Origin of the sequence: Microbacterium sp. cf046 (assembly GCF_900114345.1) — a bacterium.
Lineage (GTDB): Bacteria > Actinomycetota > Actinomycetes > Actinomycetales > Microbacteriaceae > Microbacterium.
In genome coordinates this window covers 439,860-456,421 of sequence record NZ_FOZJ01000002.1, presented here as the reverse complement: position 1 = coordinate 456,421, position 16,562 = coordinate 439,860, and the positions used below count along the sequence as shown (strand labels likewise).

The following is a 16,562-nucleotide window of genomic DNA, read 5'->3' as shown; positions in this document are numbered from 1 at the left end:
CTAGTTGAGGCTCCTCGTCGACGCGGGGATGACTCCGTCGCCGTATAGGTCGGTCGCCACGTCCTGCAGAGCGGTGAGGGCGACGCGCTGGGTCATCGGACCGTACGAGATGCGGGCGACTCCGAGCGCCTCGTACTCAGCGGCCGACAGGGCCCCAGGAATGCCGATCACACTGATCCTGCGCTCGCCGATCCCCTCCACGAGCTGACGTGTCAGGTCGGCGGTGAGCAGACCCGGCACGAAGACGAGGCTGGCTCCCGCATCGATGTACGCGCGACCGCGGGCGATCGCATCCGCGACCGACTCCTCGACCGGCCGGCCTCCGGCCCGGGCGAACGCATCGGTCCGCGCGTTCAGCACGAACGGCACGCCCTCTGCGTCGCCGGCGGCGATCACCGCCTCCACCGCGGCGACGGAGTCGGCGAGCGGACGCAGCCGGTCCTCGATGTTCGCCCCGACCGCGCCGACGCCGATCGCGCGGCGCACGGTCTCGCCGGCATCGCCGTAGCCGGCATCGAGGTCGGCCGAGACGGGCAGGTCGACCGCGGCCGCGATGCGACCGACCATGTCGAGCATCAGCTCCAGCGGGATCTTCTCACCGTCCGGGTAGCCGAACGTCGCCGCGATCGAGTGGCCGGCGGTCACGATCGCCTTGGTCTGCGGCAGTGCCGCGACGGTCTTGGCCGACACCACGTCCCACACGTTCACCGCGCGGAAGATCTCGGGGGCGGCGTAAAGCGCCGCGAGGGTCTGTGCTTTCTCCTGCTGAGTGGTCACGCACTCCACGCTAATGCGCCCGCGAGAGACCCGGCTCCCCCACCCCGAGGGCGGAGCGACTGCCGTGGTCCGGTGCGCTACTTGCCGACGTCGACCGTGAAGGTGACGTCCTCGATGCCGCCGTCGGAATTCGAGAGCACGACCTGCGTGGATCCTTCGGCGAGGGCCTTCACTCCCGGGTTGTAGGTGGCGCCGTCCTGCTCGTATCCCTTGACGAACTCGGCGACCGAGGTGTCCTCCACCTCGCCGCTGTAGCTGTCGACCGCGAGATCGCCCGTGTTGATGTTCAGCACCTGGCCGACGACGAGCTCCACCGTCCCGTCCTGCAGATCGCCGACGTCGACAGTGACCGGCGCGATCACCGGAGTGTTGGAAGGCGCGCAGGCACTGAGACCTATCGCGAGAGCGACGACAGCGGCGGCACCGATCAGCTTCGAGATCTTCACGCGGCCAGTATGACAGCGCGCCCTCCCGTCGGAAAGGGCCGCTCAGTGCCCCGCGGGTGTGGATAAGTCCGGCTGGACCACGGTTCGCGCGGCTAGCGTGGTCGGATGATTTCCCGCCTCGCCGCCACGGCCCTCGCCCTCGCGCTGGTCATCGGCGTGGCGACCGGATGCCGGCCCGAACCGAGTCCGTCGCCGTCGGCTCCGGCCTTCGCGAACGAAGACGAGGCATTCGCGGCGGCCGAGGAGACGTACCGCGCGTACGTGGATGCGCTGAATCAGCGACGTTCCGATCCAACCTCCCAGCCAGACCCGCAGGAATTCTTGACCGGTCAAGCACTCGAGGTAGACATCGCAACGCAGCAACAGCTCGACCAGGCCGGACTTTCAGTCGTGGGCTCGACGGATGTGACATCGATAAGCCCTAAATCGGCGGACCCTGAACTGGGCGACGTTCGACTCGAGGTCTGCTTGGACTCGACTGGCACCCGAGTGCTCGATGAATCAGGCCATGACGTAACAGCCGCGGATAGGCAACCCGTATCCCTGCTCACGGTCGACTTCGTCTTCGCGGCCCCGGATCTACTAGTCGAGTCCAGCACGACAAAGATCGTTGGCGGATGCTAGTCCCAACGGTTGCAGCATCTTTGCTCGTAATAGGTTCTTGGCTTGGGGTTTCCTCCAGCGCGCCGTGCAGTCCCGACCTGGCCGCGATCGGCGCGTGCACGACGGTTTCAAACTCCGGCGAACAGGTCGACATCGGCGCGAGCATCACCAACCCCGCGCCGCCGGTCACCGACCAGGGCGACCACGGCTCCCCGACGCAACCCGAGCCTCAGCCCGCGCCGCAGCCCATCACCTGCACCCGCGCCGATTGCGGCGGATTCCTCGTCGTCACCCCGCCGGATGTGACGGCGGCCGATCTCGCGTCGTTCCGACCCGCCACTCCCTCGCTCACGGGTGAGCCGACCGGTTTCGGACTCGTCGGTGCGCCGACGAACGTCGTGGCGTCAGCATCCGAGCAGCTGATGACCGGCACGCTGCTGGGCTGGGATGTCACGGTTCGCTTCGTGCCCGCCGGCTTCGTGTTCGACTACGGCGACGGATCGACCGCACGATTCACCACCGGCGGTGCGAGCTGGGCGAGCCTCGCTCAGCCGCAGTTCACCCCGACCGCGACGAGCCATGTCTACCGCGAGCGCGGCACGTACCCCGTGGCCGTGACGGTGCAGTACGCCGCATCCGTCGATTTCGGATCCGGCACGTGGCGACCGGTCACGGGTTACGTGACGGCGACGAGCGCCGGGTACGACATCCGGGTCGTCGAGGCTCGCACCGCGCTCGTCGACAGGACGTGCATCGAGAACCCCGCCGGTCCGGGCTGCTAGCCGATCCGACGACCGCACCGGCGCGCCGGCCATCTGGCAGGAACCCTCGACTGCGCGGCAGACTGGCTCCATGGGTCTCGTCTCTGCCGACATCTCCGTGTCCGCGGACGGTTTCTCCACCGGCTACAACCAGCGGGAGGAGGCGCCCTTCGGCGACGGCATCGAAGACGAGGCGCTGCACACCTGGATGTTCGAGCACGGCGATGACAATCGCGCCGAGGTCGACGCGATCGTCGATGCCGGTGCCTTCATCATGGGGCGCAACATGTTCGGTCCGGTCCGCGGTGAGTGGACCGGCGATTGGCGGGGCTGGTGGGGACCGGACCCGCCGTATCACGGGCCTGTGTTCGTGCTCACGCACCACCCGCGCGAGCCCGTCGAGATGGAAGGCGGCACGACCTTCTTCTTCGTCACCGACGGGCCTGAGTCGGCGCTCGCGCGAGCCCGGGATGCCGCAGGCGATTCCGGCATCTCGATCGCCGGCGGCGCCGAGACCGTGAACCAGTTCCTGGCAGCCGGGCTCCTCGACGTGCTGCGCCTGCACGTCGTCCCGCTCACGCTCGGGCTCACCGACCGGAGCGACGTCGTCCGCGTCTTCGATGGCGTTCCCCCGCTCCGGCTCGACACCGTCGCCGTGCGCAGCACGCCCGAAGTCACGCACATCACCTACCGGGTGCGCTGAGCACCGCGTCGCACCGCCGTGGCAGGATGAGCGCGTGACCGACCGCCTCATGCTCCTCGACAGCGCCTCGCTGTACTTCCGCGCGTTCTACGGCGTCCCCGACACGGTGCGCGCGCCCGACGGCACGCCGGTCAACGCGGTACGCGGCTTCCTCGACATCATCACGCGGCTCCTCACGACCTACGAGCCGACGCACCTGGTCGCCTGCTGGGATGACGACTGGCGCCCGCAGTGGCGGGTCGACCTGATCCCCACGTACAAGACCCATCGCGTCGCGGTGGTGACGGCAGTCGGCCCCGACATCGAGGTCGTCCCCGATCCGCTCGAAGTGCAGGTCCCGGTCATCCGCCAGGTGCTCGATGCGCTCGGCATCGTCATCGTCGGCGCCGCCGCGCACGAGGCCGACGACGTCATCGGCACCCTCGCGACGCGTGCGACGCTGCCCGTCGACATCGTGACGGGCGACCGCGATCTGTTCCAGCTCGTCGACGACGCGAGTGACGTGCGCGTGATCTACACCGCGCGCGGCATGAGCAACCTCGAGATCGTCACGGATGCGACCGTGGTGAAGAAGTACGGGGTCCTGCCGACGCAGTACGCGGATTTCGCGACGCTGCGAGGCGACTCCTCCGACGGCCTGCCCGGCGTCGCCGGCATCGGCGAGAAGACCGCAGCGACCCTGCTCGCCGCCCATGGCGACCTTGCCGGCATCATCGCTGCGGCGGAGGCGGGCGAAGGCATGTCTGCCGGCATCCGCAGCAAGCTCCTCGCCGGACTCCCCTATCTCGAGGTCGCGCCGACCGTCGTGGAGGTCGTCAAAGACCTCGACCTCGACGACGCGGGCTCGCGGCTCGGGCCACTCGACGACCGGTCGAAGTCGGATGCGGCCTCCCTCGCGGATCAGTGGGCGCTCGGCACCGCGATGACGCGCATCCTCGACGCGCTCGACGCCGCCGCCGCACGCTGAGGCCCCTCGGGAGTACTCCCGACGGAGTACGTCGGAGCCTCCCGGCGGCAGACGAAACGCCCAGACTCCCCGGCGTACGATCGAGCGCATGCCGCGTGAGTCCCTGTCGAATGCGCGGTGGGACGAGTCCGGACCGCGGTTCCGCCCGCCGCCGGCCGTGACCCTCTATGTCCCCGTCGTGCTCGCGTTCCTCATCCAGGTTCCCGCGACGATCGCGATCTCGGCGTGGCTGCACGTCGCGCCGCAGTACGGTGCCCTGAGCACGGCGCTTGCCGCGGCATCCGCCCTCGCACTGCTGGCCGCACGTCGCTGGCCGGGCGCGACCGTCACGGTCGTGGCCGCGCTGACGCTCGCCGACCTGTTCGTCCCGCCGGATGCGTCGCCGCCGTTCGTGGCACTCGCATTCGCGATCGTCGGTGCGGTGGTGCGGCGCGCGCGGCTGTGGGCGCTGATCTCGGTGGGAACGGCCTGGCTGATCGGCATCATCGCGATCGGGCTCGTCGACACCGGCGTCCACCCCTTCCGCATCGCACTCACGACGCTCGGCCTGGCCGCGTGCTTCGCGATCGGCGAAGGGATGCGGCGACGACTGGACCGCGGTTTCGAACGGCGCGTGCAGCTGCAGGAGCGCCGTCGCACCGCCGAGCAGGACGAGCGCACGCGCATCGCGCGCGAGCTGCACGACGTGCTGGCCCATTCGCTCAGTCAGATCGCGGTGCAGTCCGGTGTCGGCCTGCACCTGTTCGACAAGGAGCCCGAGCGCGCCCGGGAGGCGCTCGCCAGCATCCGCACACTCAGCGCCACCGGACTGGACGAAGTGCGCGGCGTGCTCTCGTTCCTCCGGGGCGACGAGGCCTCCCCGCGCACCGCACCGCTCACCCCGCAGCCGCAGCTCGCCGACCTGGCACCCCTCGTGGTGCAGCGCACCGGACTCGGCCTCACCGTGACCCTCGACGACCGCCTGGGTGGAGCGCTTCCGCCGAGCGCGGTTCAGACGACCGCGTACCGGATCGCGCAAGAGGCCCTGACGAACGTGGTGCGCCACTCCGGCGCATCGACGGCGTCGATCACGCTCGAGCACGCCGTCGGCCCCGACAGCGAGGAGCTCGTGGTCACGATCGAGGACGACGGCACCGGTCTCGGCTCGGCTCCGTCGGAGGGCGCCGGCATCCGCGGCATGCGCGAGCGGGCCGAGCTCGCGGGCGGCGAGCTGACGCTGACGCCTGCCGAGCGCGCCGGCACCGTGGTCATCGCACGCCTTCCCTGGGCGGGCGCATCGTGATCCGAGTCGCGCTGGCCGACGATCACCAGCTCGTGCGCGCCGGATTCCGCGCACTGCTGGACTCCGAACCCGACATCGAGGTCGTCGTCGAGGCATCGGGCGGGGAGCAGCTGCTCCGTCTCCTCCGCGAGACACCGGTCGACGTCGCCCTCCTGGACATCAGGATGCCCGACGGCGACGGACTGTGGACCACCGAGCAGATCGCAGCCGACCCCGCCCTCGCAGGAGTGCGCGTCGTGATCGTGACGACGTTCGAGCTCGATGAGTACGTCGCACGCGCCATCCGCGCCGGGGCGAGCGGGTTCCTCGTCAAGGACACCGAGCCCGTCGACCTGATCCGCGCGGTGCGCGTGGTCGCGGGCGGCGACGCGCTCCTCTCCCCCGGAGTCACACGCCGGCTGCTCGAGCGGGCCGCCGTCGGAATGAGGGATGGCGCCGACCCGGCGCAGCTGAGCGGGCTCACCGAACGCGAGACCGAGGTGCTGCGCCTCGTCGGGCAGGGACTCACCAACGACGAGATCGCGCAGCGTCTGTTCCTCTCACCCCTGACGGCGAAGACGCACGTCTCGCGGATCATGCAGAAGCTGCACGCCCGCGACCGCGTGCAGCTCGTCGTCACCGCCTACGAATCCGGCCTCGTCGCGCGCGGCTGGCAGTAGGCGCTGCGGCGGCGGCGTACTCCCACGGGAGCATGCCGGATCACTCCCCCCGGCAGATTCGCGGATGCCGCATCCGCCGTTGACTCGACGTATGAGATCGTGCCCCTCGCGGCCCGATCATGACCGAGAGGAAGCACATGTCCACGACTCTTGCCGCAGCGAATGCGGCCACCCACACCGTCGCCACCCACTTCGTCGGCTGGGGACCGGGCTTCGGCTGGTGGTTCCTGCTGATCCCGCTGTTCTGGATCCTCGTCTTCGTCCTGATCTTCGGGATCTTCGGACGCCGCTGGCACCGCAGCGCGATGGAGAACGGCTACGGGCCGCACGGCCGGATGAACCCGCCGCGACAGGCCGAGGTGACCCTCGCCGAGCGGTACGCGAAGGGCGACATCGACGAGGTCGAGTACCGGGCCCGGCTCGAGGTGCTCCGCGCGAACGCGGCACCCCCGGTCTGACGCGGGTGGACATCGCGCGCCGTTCCCCTCTTGAGGGGGCGGCGCGCGTTCGTCACCGCCGACGGTATGTCGCGAGGGCGTCCGCTGCCAGCAGTGCGGCGCAGTACACCGCGGCGAGGACGACCAGGAGCGCGAGGGCGGCCGTCCAGCCGCCGGTGAGCTCGTGCAGTGCGCCCATGACCGGCGCACCGAGCGCTCCGACCGCGTACCCGCCACCCTGGACGAGCGCCGACATCCCCGCGGCCTCGCTGTCGCTGTGGGAGACCATCACGAGGATCGTGAAGATCACCACGAACCCGCCGGCGTGGCCGATCGCCCCGATCGAGAGCCACAGCCACGTCAGCTGCGGTGCGATGAGCAGCCCGCCCGTCAGGATCAGCCATGACACGCAGATCGTGAGGGTGGGCACGATCGGAGGCGTGAATCTCGCCAGGAGCGGCACCATGAAGGCACCGACGATCCCGGCGCCCTGGAAGAGCGAGGCCAATGCGCCTGCCGCGGCGGCGTCCAGGCCCAGCTCTTCGGCGGTCAGGGTCGGAAGCCAGGTCGAGAGGCCGTAATAGATCGCGCATTGGATCGCGAAGGCGATCAGCAGCAGCCATGTGACCGGGCGCCGCGCGATCGAACGCTCGCGGTCTGCGCGCGCGACGACCGGCATGGGGCCGGTGAGCGTCGTCGGGTCGGTGTCGACGCCGGAAGCGCCGACCCGGCCCTCGTCGCCGGAATAGCGCCCGCCCCATCGCGCTCCCGCGCGGCGGGTGCGCCGCAGATGCACTCCCCACAACACGATGCCTGCGACTGTGATCGCCGACCAGGCCAGAATCGCCGCGGGCCAGCCGATCAGCTCGGCGAGCGGCGCGGTCAGCAGCGACGTGATCAGCGAACCCACGTTGAGCGTGGCCACATAGGCCGCCGTGACGAGCGCGACCCGCGCTGACGGCACATCGCGACGGATGATCACCGGGATCACGACATTCCCGATCGTCACTGCCGCGCCGATCACGAGCATTCCCGCGAGCATCCACCCGAAGCCGGGAATCGCGCGGATGAACGTGCCCAGCAGCACCCCGCTCAGCGCGATCATGAGGGCGACCTCCGCCCCGGCCCGCCGGATCACGAATGCGGCGAGCGGGGTGAGCAGCGCGAACATGAGCACCGGAGCCGTCGTGAGCAGCCCCGCGGTGGCGGAGCCGATGCCGAAATCCGCCTCGATGTCGCGCAGAACCGGGGTCGGCGCGACGATCGGTCCGCGCATGCTCAGCGCGGCCACGAGCACGCCGACGATGACGAACCACGGGATGCCGGGCCTCGCGCGCCCCGGCAGACCCGAGGTCACAGCCCCAGGCCGGTCGCGATCGTGTCACGCCCCCAGGCGTAGTGATTGCCGCCGCACTCGAGCGCGAACTCGCCGAGCGCCGTCCCGCGCGTCCACGCGTACGCCCCCGGATCGTCCAGCTCGGCATCCGTGTGCAGCGCGACCATCGCCTGCAGGGATTCGTGCGATGCCTTCAGCAGCGGAAGCAGCTCCGCCAGCGTTGTGTCCTGCCACTGCTGTCGCAGCTCTTCGTTGAGGTCGTCGAGTCGCGCCCAACTGTAGCCCTCCGCGGGGATCCGGGGAGACCCGCCGGACTGTCCTTCGGAGTACCAGCGTTCCAGAAGGATGTGCCACGCGTGCAGGTGGGCGATCACGTCGCGCACATTGCGATCCCGGCCGCTGCCGGCGAAATCCTCTGCGAGCCGGTCGGCGGCGAGCGAGTCGATGAGCGCGATCAGCGCCGTGAACTCGGCGTCGTTCCGCTCCAGGAGCCCTGCGTGCGTGAAGGTCACCCTTCGACCGTACCGCCGCACCTCGAGCCGGTCACCCGCTCAGCGCGCCCGACCGGTCCACTCCCGCAGGCGCTCGAGCGGCCAGGTGGTGACGATCCGCTCGGGCGGCACTCCGGCGTTCTCGGCCCGCTCGGCGCCGTAGTCGAGGAGCGACAGCTGCCCCGGCGCGTGGGCGTCCGAGTCGATCGAGAAGAGGCAGCCGATCTCGAGGGCGATCGCGATCAGCTCATCGGGCGGGTCCTGACGTTCGGGGCGGGAGTTGATCTCGACCGCGACGCCGTTCTCGGCGCACGCCTCGAAGACCGCCCGCGCGTCGAGCGTGGACGGCGGACGAGTGCCGCGCGACCCCTCGACGAGACGCCCGGTGACGTGCCCGAGCACGTCGACCCGGCCGCTGGAGACGGCGCGGACGAGACGGCGGGTCATCGGCCCGCGCTCCATGCGCAATTTGGAATGCGCCGATGCGACCACGACATCGAGCTCGTCGAGCAGCTCCGGCTCCTGATCGAGCCCACCGTCTTCGAGGATGTCCACCTCGATGCCAGACAGCAGCGTGAACCCGTCGCCGCTCATCTCGCGGACGATCTCGAGCTGCGCACGCAGGCGCTCCGGCGAGAGCCCGTTCGCGACCCGCAGGCGCGGCGAGTGATCGGTCAGCGCCAGATACTCGTGACCCAGCGCACGCGCCGCATCGACCATGAGATCGATCGAGGTCAGCCCGTCCGACCAGTCGCTGTGGCTGTGCAGATCGCCGCGCAGCAGGCCGCGCAGCGTCGAGGCCCGTTGCACTCCGGCGCGCTCGCGCAGGTCGGCGAGGTACGCCGGCACGCCGCCGGCCAGCGCCTCCTGGATCACCGAGAACGTCGAGTCGCCGATGCCCTTGCGGCGCCGGAGGGATGCGGCATCCCGGAGTTCCGCATCGCTGAGCCCTTCGATCGCATCCGCCGCGGTCCGGAACGCCTTCGACTTGTACCGAGACGAGCGCTCGCGCTCCAGCAGCGTCGCGATCTCGCTCAGCGCGTCGTGGGGATGCACGCCGGACTCCCTTCGTCTGCGGGCGCCGGTCAGGCCGCGAACGAGCGCGTGGCCTCGACCCAGGCGTCGAGCTTCTGCGATGCGGCGCCGCTGTCGATCGCCTCGGCAGCGGAGTCCTTCGCCTCGGCGAGCCGTTCCAGGATCGGGCGCTGCACTTCGGTGGCGTCCTGGGAGAGGCGGAACGCCACGATGCCGGCTGCCGAGTTGAGCAGCACGATGTCGCGGACCGCACCCCGCTCGCCCTCGAACACGCGCCGCACGATCTTCGCGTTGTGGGCCGGATCGCCGCCCAGGAGGTCGTCGATCTCAGCGACCGGAATGCCCAGGTCGCGCGGGTCGAGGTCGTGCTCGTGGATGTCGCCGCGGCTGACCTCCCAGACACGACTGTGTCCGGTCGTCGTCAGCTCGTCGAGCCCGTCGTCTCCGCGGAACACGAGCGCGGTCGCGCCCCGCGTGCGGAACACGCCGGTGATCAGCGGCACGCGATCCAGGTGCGCGACCCCCACGGCGTTCGCCTCGGCGCGCGCCGGGTTGCAGAGCGGGCCGAGGAAGTTGAAGACCGTGGGCACGCCGAGCTCGGCCCTGGTCGGACCGGCGTGCCGGAATCCGGGGTGGAACGCCGACGCGAACGCGAACGTGATCCCGGCCCGCGACAGCGTCTCTGCAACCTGCTCGGGGGTCAGGGTCAGGTCGATGCCGAGCGCCGAGAGGACATCCGACGAACCGGATGCCGAGCTGGCGGCCTTGTTGCCGTGCTTGACGACCGGGACGCCGGATGCCGCGGCCACGACAGCTGCCATCGTGGAGATGTTGACGGTGCCGAAGCGATCACCCCCGGTGCCCACGATGTCGAGCACATTCGGGTCAACGGGAAGCGGGAGCGCGGCTTCGAGGATCGCATCCCGGAACCCGACGATCTCGTCGACCGTCTCGCCCTTCGCGCGCAGGGCGACCAGGAATCCGGCAAGCTGCGAGGGCGTCGCCGCACCCGACATGATCTGCCGCATCGCCCACGTCGACTCCGAGACGCTGAGGTCCCGATCGTCCAGGAGCGTGGTGAGGATTCCGGGCCAGGTGTACAGCTCCGCCATAAGCCAAGAGCCTAGCCGCGCGTCGGCGAGCGTGACCGCTCCATGACGGTCGGCGACCCGGCGAAGCGGCGCCGAGCGGCACTCGGCGAGCTCCGACGAGACTCTCAGCGGACTCTCGGCGCGCTCTGAGTCGGTGCGGAGCCGGGATGGGAATAAATCAGCCCGCCGGATGCGAACCGGCGGGCCCCGGATCGGCCATAATGGACAAGTGACGACCACGACAGCGACCTACTCTCAGGCCATGCGTTCCGTCAAGCGCCCCGATCCGGTCGCTGTCGGAACGATCGTCTGGCTCGGCAGTGAGGTGATGTTCTTCGCGGGCCTGTTCGCGATCTACTTCACCCTCCGCAGCACGTCTCCGGACCTGTGGGCCCAGGAGACCCAGCTGCTGAACATCCCGTACGCCACGGTCAACACCATCGTCCTGGTGCTGTCGTCGGTCACGTGCCAGATGGGCGTCTTCGCCGCCGAGCGCTTCCAGCCCTACTCGCTGCGCAAGCGCGGCTGGCTCGGCTGGGGAATGGTCGAGTGGTTCTGGCTGACCTTCGCGCTCGGCGCGATCTTCGTCTCCGGCCAGGTGTGGGAGTACGCCCAGCTCGTCACCGAGGGCATGCCGATCCAGGCGAACGCCTACGCGTCGGCGTTCTACCTCACCACCGGATTCCACGCACTCCACGTGACGGGCGGCCTCATCGCCTTCCTCCTCGTGATCGGCCGCGCCTACGCGGTCAAGAACTTCGGGCGCAAGGAGATGACCTCCTCGATCGTCGTGTCGTACTACTGGCACTTCGTCGACGTGGTCTGGATCGCCCTTTTCCTCGTCATCTACTTCCTGAAATAGAGCGGAGCTGAGCCCCAACATGGCACGAGAGACCAAGCGCCGCTCGAACGGTCGCCGCAGTCCCTGGGCGGCGGCGGCCCTCATCGGCATCGGCCTCCTGATCACAGGCGGCGTGTACGCCGGTGCATCCGCCGCGATGGCATCCAGCGCCGACACGTCAGTCTCCACGGCGCTCACCGCCGAGGACGGGAAGAAGCTCTTCCAGGCGAACTGCGCGACCTGTCACGGTCTCGATCTGCAGGGATCGAGCACCGGTCCGTCGCTGTTCGGCGTGGGCGAGCTCGCGGTGGAGTTCCAGGTCGCCACCGGGCGCATGCCGCTGCAGGCATCGGCCCCGCAGGCTCCGCAGAAGCCGCCGCAGTTCACCGAGGAGCAGATCCTCGCGATCGCGGCCTACGTGCAGTCCATGGCCCCGGGCCCGGTCTTCCCCGCCGAGGAGACGATCGACGGTCAGGGCGACGTCGCCCGTGGTGCCGAGCTGTTCCGCGTCAACTGCGCGATGTGCCACAACGTCGCGGCCGCCGGCGGCGCACTCACCGAAGGCAAGTACGCGCCCGCGCTCGGCAAGACCAGCGCGCTGCACATGTACGCCGCGATGGTCACCGGTCCGCAGAACATGCCGGTCTTCAACGACATGACGCTCACGACCGAGGACAAGCGCGACATCATCTCCTCCCTGCTGTTCCTGCAGCAGAACGAGTCGCCGGGCGGATTCTCGCTCGGCTCGCTCGGACCCGTGTCGGAAGGCCTGTTCATCTGGATCTTCGGCATCGGCAGCCTGATCGCCATCACCGTGTGGATCACGGCGAAGTCCAACTGATAGATCGACCAGAGCAACGAACGAGGATCACCATGGCACACGAGGACGACCCGCTCGAGCATGAAAGGGCTTCGTGGAAGCCCTCGCCCGGGCTCGCCGTCGCGGTTTCCGACCCGGTGCAGCCCCCGGCTCTCCCGCCCCATCGCGAGCGGGTGACCGACAAGGACCCCGTGGCCATGAAGCACGCGGTCCGCACGGTGTACACGCTGTTCTACCTCTCGGTCGCGGCCAGCATCTGGGCGATCGCCGCCTACATGCTCTTCCCGATCGACAGCGGCGCGATCGTCGACATCCGCAACAACAACCTCTTCGTCGGACTCGGCATCGCACTCGCGCTGCTGGCGATCGGCATCGCCGCGATCCACTGGTCCAAGGCGATCATGTCCGACAAGGAGTTCATCGAGCCCCGTCACGCCACGCGCGGTCGCGACACGACCCGTGCCGCAGCGGTGCAGGCGTTCTCCGACGCGAACGACGACTCCGGCTTCGGCCGTCGCGTGATGATCCGCAACTCGATGATCGCCGCCGTCGTGGCCTCGCTCGCGCCCGGCATCGTGCTGTTCCGCGGGCTCGCCCCCGAGGGCGAAGACCCGGTCACTCTGCTCGAGGAGACCATGTGGACCGGGGGCATGCGCCTGGCGCACGACCCCGAGGGCACCCCGATCCGCGCCGCGGATGTCACGCTCGGCTCGGCCGTGCACGTCATCCCCGAGGCGCTGGCCGAACTCGATCACTCCGAGGGCTACCTCGAGGCGAAGGCGAAGGCGATCGTGCTGCTCATGCGGCTCCTCCCCGAGGACCTCAACGAGACGCCCGAGCGGGCGGACTGGTCGTACGACGGCATCGTCGCGTACTCCAAGGTCTGCACCCACGTCGGCTGCCCCGTCGCCCTGTATGAGCAGCAGACGCACCACCTGCTGTGCCCGTGCCACCAGTCGCAGTTCGACGTGGCCAACGGCGCCGCCGTCATCTTCGGACCGGCCGCGCGTCCCCTGCCGCAGCTTCCGATCACGATCGACGAAGAGGGATACCTCGTCGCGCGCAGCGGCTTCACCGAACCCGTAGGCCCGAGCTTCTGGGAGCGCCATTGAGTACCGCGACGGCACCCGCCGAGACCCCCGACGCTGAGAAGCGGGACGCCCCACTGGGCGGCCGCTTCATCGGCGCGACCGCGAACTACATCGACGAGCGGACGAGCCTCTCCGGCTTCGTGAAGGAGCTCGGCCGCAAGATCTTCCCCGACCACTGGTCGTTCATGCTCGGCGAGATCGCCCTCTGGAGCTTCGTCGTCGTCCTGCTCTCGGGCACCTTCCTGACGTTCTTCTTCCAGGCCTCGATGGTGCCCACCCACTACACGGGCGCGTTCCTTCCGATGCGGGGCGTCGAGATGTCGGCAGCCCTGGACTCATCGCTCACGATCTCCTTCGATCTGCGCGGCGGACTCCTGGTCCGCCAGATCCACCACTGGGCCGCGCTCGTGTTCGTCGCCGGCATCGGCGTGCACATGCTGCGCATCTTCTTCACGGGCGCGTTCCGCAAGCCGCGCGAGCTCAACTGGGTGATCGGCTTCATCCTCTTCGTGCTCGCGATGGCCGAGGGCTTCACGGGCTACTCGCTTCCCGACGACCTGCTCTCCGGCAACGGCCTGCGCATCATCGACGGCATGATCAAGGGCATCCCGCTGATCGGCACGTGGACGTCGTTCCTGCTGTTCGGAGGCGAGTTCCCGGGATCCGCGATCGTCGGGCGCCTGTACACGCTGCACATCCTGCTGCTGCCTGCCATCCTGGTCGGCCTGCTCGTGCTCCACCTGATGCTGATGGTGATCAACAAGCACACGCAGTTCGCCGGTCCAGGGCGCACGAACAGCAACGTCGTCGGCTACCCGATGATGCCGGTGTACATGTCGAAGATGGGCGGGTTCCTGTTCATCACGTTCGGCGTGATCGTCCTGATCGCCTCGCTGTTCACGATCAACCCGATCTGGAACTACGGTCCGTACGACCCGTCCCCCGTGTCCGCCGGCACGCAGCCGGACTGGTACATCGGCTTCGCCGACGGTGCGCTGCGTCTCGTGCCACCTGGCTGGGAGATCGTCTTCCTCAACCACACATGGTCGTTCAACATCCTCGTGCCGCTGGTGGGTCTGGGGCTGTTCATCGTGCTGGTCGCGATCTACCCGTTCATCGAGGCGTGGATCACAGGCGACAAGCGCGAGCACCACATCGCCCAGCGCCCGCGCAATGCCGCGACCCGCACCGCGATCGGCGCGGCCGGCGTGACGTTCTACGCGGTCCTGTGGGCGGCGGCGTCCTCCGACATCATCGCGACGCACTTCTACGTGACGATGGAGGGCGTGATCCACACGCTGCAGGCGCTGCTGATCGTCGGCCCCGTGATCGCGTACTTCGTCACCAAGCGGATCTGCATCGCCCTGCAGAAGAAGGATCGCGAGATCGCACTGCACGGCTACGAGTCCGGGCGCATCGTCCGCCTCCCCGGCGGCGAGTACATCGAGGTGCACCAGCCCGTCGATGAGTACGAGCGCTGGAAGCTCGTCGACAACGACGGCTACGAGCCGCTGATCGTGCGACCGAACGCCAAGGGCCGCATCCCCTGGTACGAGAACATCCGCGCCGGACTGTCGCGCTGGCTGTTCGAGGACCGCCTCGCTCCGCTCACGCAGACCGAGGTCGAAGCGGCCGTCGCGCACCAGCATCACGAGCTCGAGCACATCGCGACCGAAGAGGACGCCGAGCTGCAGGCCGCGCACGAGCGCGCCGGGGTTCCGGACGCTCCGCACGTCCCGATCGACGACGGCCGCCACTCGGAGACCGCCGTCCGCCCGTCGAACGTGATCGTCTCCGACGACGGCGCGAAGAAGGCGAAGAACCGCGAGAAGGAAAAGGGTTCGTAGAGCCCTGACGCCATCGGATGCCCCGGCATGAACACCTCGGTGTTCGTGGCCGGGGCATCCGGCTTCTCGCGGCGTGTGCGTGCACATCGGCAGGAATCCGCGGTCCGGTGACCGCGGAAGGCGAGGGTGTCGCATCCGCCACGGCGTAGCGTGGGGGGATGACAGACGCGATCGCCTACTTCTCCGCCAAGCTCGCCCTCGAGACGGATGCCTCGGACGTGTACGCCGCACAGAAGGCCGGCGAGCGGTTCGTGCTCGTCGATGTGCGGGGTGACGAAGCGTGGTCGCAGGGTCGCATCTCCGGTGCGATCCACCTCCGCCACCAGGAGATCGCAGAGCGAGCCCCGCTCGAACTCGACCCGCAGGTGCCAGTGGTCGTCTACTGCTGGAGCCCGGGCTGCAACGGCGGCGCGAAGGGGGCGCTCGAGTTCGCGAAGCTGGGGTTCTCGGTCAAGGAGATGATCGGCGGCTACGAGTACTGGATACGCGAAGGTCAGCCGACCGAGAACGACGAGGGCGCACGCCCCCGCACCTTCGACGCGCAGGTCATGGTGGTGCGCACGCCGGTCGCCGGCTAGTCCGGATCGAGCTCTTCGCAGAAGCGCTCAGCAGCGGCGCCGTGGAAGGTCGCCGGCACGCGGTCCGAGCCCACGACGTCGGCATCCACATCGCACACGACCGCCGTGACGTTGTCGTGCGAGCCCGCCTCCAGAGCGAGCCTGACGAGCCGCCGTGCGGCGTCCTCCGGTGATGCCGGGGTGCGCAGCACGGTCGAGAGCAGCTCATCCGGCAGGTCGTCCGTGACGCCGTCGCTGCACAGGAGCCACCGGTCGCCGACGCGTGCCTCGCGGTCGACGACGGTCACCACGTCGCCCTCAGAGCCGTGCAGCGAAGCGGTGATGACGTTCCGCCGCGGATGGGTCGCCGCCGCTTCAGGCGCGATCAGCCCGTGGTCCAGGAGCGCCTGGACGAACGAGTCGTCTCTCGTCTCGCGGGTGAGCGTTCCCGCTCGCAGCAGGTAGGCACGGGAGTCGCCGGTGTGCGCGAGCAGCAGGCGCCCGCTCTGCGAGACGAACAGCCCGGTGAACGTCGTCGCCATCCCACGCAGCGACTCATCACGCTCGGCGTGAGCGCGCAGGTCCCAGTTTGCCTCGCGGATCCGCACGGCGAGCGTCTCGGCATCCGGCCGGATCATCCGTCCGGCCACCAGCCGGTGCACGAGCGCCGCCGAGGCCAGATCGCCGGACGGGCCTCCCCCGACGCCGTCGGCCACCGCCGCCCCCCACGGCGCTGTGAACGCCGCATCCTGGTTCACCGCGCGGAACGAGCCGACGTCGGAGACGGCGGCCGCCGTCAGTCGGACCGACACGGGGAT

General features: G+C 69.3%; 19 protein-coding genes. 12 read left to right on the top strand and 7 right to left on the bottom strand.

Annotated elements, in window-relative coordinates; genetic code table 11:
• Window positions 1–777 (bottom strand): isocitrate lyase/PEP mutase family protein, encoded by a 777-nt coding sequence (locus BM349_RS08360; RefSeq protein WP_091706076.1) that lies wholly within the window; start codon window positions 775–777, stop codon window positions 1–3.
• 77 nt (window positions 778–854) lie between these two features.
• On the bottom strand, window positions 855–1,223 hold the full coding sequence (locus BM349_RS08355) for a hypothetical protein (RefSeq protein ID WP_091706073.1): 369 nt from the start codon (window positions 1,221–1,223) through the stop codon (window positions 855–857).
• 105 nt (window positions 1,224–1,328) lie between these two features.
• Here BM349_RS08355 and BM349_RS08350 point away from each other — a divergent pair, with 105 nt between their 5' ends.
• From BM349_RS08350 to BM349_RS08320, 7 genes are all read left to right on the top strand, one after another.
• Entirely contained in the window at window positions 1,329–1,847 is a 519-nt protein-coding gene (locus tag BM349_RS08350; RefSeq protein ID WP_091706071.1) for a hypothetical protein, read from the top strand.
• A 20-nt stretch (window positions 1,848–1,867) separates the two neighbouring features.
• Window positions 1,868–2,608, top strand: coding sequence for a hypothetical protein (locus tag BM349_RS18525; protein WP_139230904.1), 741 nt, complete (start codon window positions 1,868–1,870; stop codon window positions 2,606–2,608).
• A gap of 70 nt (window positions 2,609–2,678) precedes the next feature.
• Entirely contained in the window at window positions 2,679–3,290 is a 612-nt protein-coding gene (locus BM349_RS08340; RefSeq protein ID WP_091706065.1) for a dihydrofolate reductase family protein, read from the top strand.
• Window positions 3,291–3,324: 34 nt separating this feature from the next.
• Window positions 3,325–4,257, top strand: coding sequence for a 5'-3' exonuclease (locus tag BM349_RS08335; protein WP_091706062.1), 933 nt, complete (start codon window positions 3,325–3,327; stop codon window positions 4,255–4,257).
• 88 nt (window positions 4,258–4,345) lie between these two features.
• The gene (locus tag BM349_RS08330; protein ID WP_091706060.1) at window positions 4,346–5,539 is read left to right on the top strand and encodes a sensor histidine kinase; all 1,194 of its coding nucleotides are present in this window, start codon (window positions 4,346–4,348) and stop codon (window positions 5,537–5,539) included.
• Window positions 5,536–6,198 carry a response regulator gene (locus BM349_RS08325; protein ID WP_091706058.1) on the top strand — a complete coding sequence of 221 codons (663 nt, stop codon included), beginning with the start codon at window positions 5,536–5,538 and terminating at the stop codon, window positions 6,196–6,198. The genes BM349_RS08330 and BM349_RS08325 overlap by 4 nt, the downstream gene beginning before the upstream one ends.
• Before the next feature lie 137 nt (window positions 6,199–6,335).
• Entirely contained in the window at window positions 6,336–6,656 is a 321-nt protein-coding gene (locus BM349_RS08320) for an SHOCT domain-containing protein (protein ID WP_091707206.1), read from the top strand.
• 52 nt (window positions 6,657–6,708) lie between these two features.
• Here BM349_RS08320 and BM349_RS08315 read toward each other — a convergent pair whose 3' ends face one another.
• Genes BM349_RS08315 through trpD form a run of 4 tightly spaced genes read right to left on the bottom strand, consistent with a single transcriptional unit; the run spans window position 6,709 to window position 10,609 of the window.
• Window positions 6,709–7,992, bottom strand: coding sequence for an MFS transporter (locus tag BM349_RS08315; protein ID WP_254773792.1), 1,284 nt, complete (start codon window positions 7,990–7,992; stop codon window positions 6,709–6,711).
• Entirely contained in the window at window positions 7,989–8,483 is a 495-nt protein-coding gene (locus tag BM349_RS08310; protein ID WP_175525250.1) for a ClbS/DfsB family four-helix bundle protein, read from the bottom strand. Before BM349_RS08310 ends, BM349_RS08315 begins: the two co-directional genes overlap by 4 nt.
• Before the next feature lie 39 nt (window positions 8,484–8,522).
• Window positions 8,523–9,518, bottom strand: a complete 996-nt coding sequence (locus BM349_RS08305) for a PHP domain-containing protein (RefSeq protein WP_091706054.1) — start codon at window positions 9,516–9,518, stop codon at window positions 8,523–8,525.
• A gap of 29 nt (window positions 9,519–9,547) precedes the next feature.
• Window positions 9,548–10,609 (bottom strand): anthranilate phosphoribosyltransferase, encoded by a 1,062-nt coding sequence (trpD, locus tag BM349_RS08300; RefSeq protein ID WP_091706052.1) that lies wholly within the window; start codon window positions 10,607–10,609, stop codon window positions 9,548–9,550.
• 241 nt (window positions 10,610–10,850) lie between these two features.
• On the opposite strand from trpD, the gene BM349_RS08295 reads away from it, so the two are divergent.
• From BM349_RS08295 to BM349_RS08275, 5 genes are all read left to right on the top strand, one after another.
• A complete protein-coding gene (locus tag BM349_RS08295) occupies window positions 10,851–11,450 on the top strand; it encodes an aa3-type cytochrome oxidase subunit III (protein ID WP_091707204.1) in 600 nt (199 codons plus the stop codon).
• Window positions 11,451–11,469: 19 nt separating this feature from the next.
• Complete coding sequence (locus tag BM349_RS08290) at window positions 11,470–12,270, top strand: cytochrome bc1 complex diheme cytochrome c subunit (protein WP_091706050.1); 801 nt, start codon at window positions 11,470–11,472, stop codon at window positions 12,268–12,270.
• A 32-nt stretch (window positions 12,271–12,302) separates the two neighbouring features.
• Window positions 12,303–13,361 carry a cytochrome bc1 complex Rieske iron-sulfur subunit gene (locus BM349_RS08285; protein ID WP_091706048.1) on the top strand — a complete coding sequence of 353 codons (1,059 nt, stop codon included), beginning with the start codon at window positions 12,303–12,305 and terminating at the stop codon, window positions 13,359–13,361.
• Window positions 13,358–15,187, top strand: a complete 1,830-nt coding sequence (locus BM349_RS08280; protein WP_091706045.1) for a cytochrome bc1 complex cytochrome b subunit — start codon at window positions 13,358–13,360, stop codon at window positions 15,185–15,187. Before BM349_RS08285 ends, BM349_RS08280 begins: the two co-directional genes overlap by 4 nt.
• 158 nt (window positions 15,188–15,345) lie before the next feature.
• A complete protein-coding gene (locus tag BM349_RS08275; RefSeq protein ID WP_091706043.1) occupies window positions 15,346–15,765 on the top strand; it encodes a rhodanese-like domain-containing protein in 420 nt (139 codons plus the stop codon).
• Here the strand turns inward: BM349_RS08275 and BM349_RS08270 are convergent.
• Window positions 15,762–16,556, bottom strand: coding sequence for a PP2C family protein-serine/threonine phosphatase (locus BM349_RS08270; RefSeq protein ID WP_091706040.1), 795 nt, complete (start codon window positions 16,554–16,556; stop codon window positions 15,762–15,764). The two genes, BM349_RS08275 and BM349_RS08270, sit on opposite strands and share 4 nt — an antisense overlap.
• Between the last annotated feature and the right edge of the window lie 6 nt (window positions 16,557–16,562).

What these genes read in the sequence shown, in the direction of transcription:
- BM349_RS08320 (WP_091707206.1), top strand. Translation starts at nt 6,336, where the DNA reads ATGTCCACGACTCTTGCCGCAGCGAATGCGGCCACCCACACCGTCGCC.
- BM349_RS08275 (WP_091706043.1), top strand. Translation starts at nt 15,346, where the DNA reads ATGACAGACGCGATCGCCTACTTCTCCGCCAAGCTCGCCCTCGAGACG.
- BM349_RS08285 (WP_091706048.1), top strand. Translation starts at nt 12,303, where the DNA reads ATGGCACACGAGGACGACCCGCTCGAGCATGAAAGGGCTTCGTGGAAG.
- BM349_RS08340 (WP_091706065.1), top strand. Translation starts at nt 2,679, where the DNA reads ATGGGTCTCGTCTCTGCCGACATCTCCGTGTCCGCGGACGGTTTCTCC.
- BM349_RS08330 (WP_091706060.1), top strand. Translation starts at nt 4,346, where the DNA reads ATGCCGCGTGAGTCCCTGTCGAATGCGCGGTGGGACGAGTCCGGACCG.
- BM349_RS08290 (WP_091706050.1), top strand. Translation starts at nt 11,470, where the DNA reads ATGGCACGAGAGACCAAGCGCCGCTCGAACGGTCGCCGCAGTCCCTGG.
- trpD (WP_091706052.1), bottom strand. Translation starts at nt 10,609, where the DNA reads ATGGCGGAGCTGTACACCTGGCCCGGAATCCTCACCACGCTCCTGGAC.
- BM349_RS08350 (WP_091706071.1), top strand. Translation starts at nt 1,329, where the DNA reads ATGATTTCCCGCCTCGCCGCCACGGCCCTCGCCCTCGCGCTGGTCATC.
- BM349_RS08295 (WP_091707204.1), top strand. Translation starts at nt 10,851, where the DNA reads ATGCGTTCCGTCAAGCGCCCCGATCCGGTCGCTGTCGGAACGATCGTC.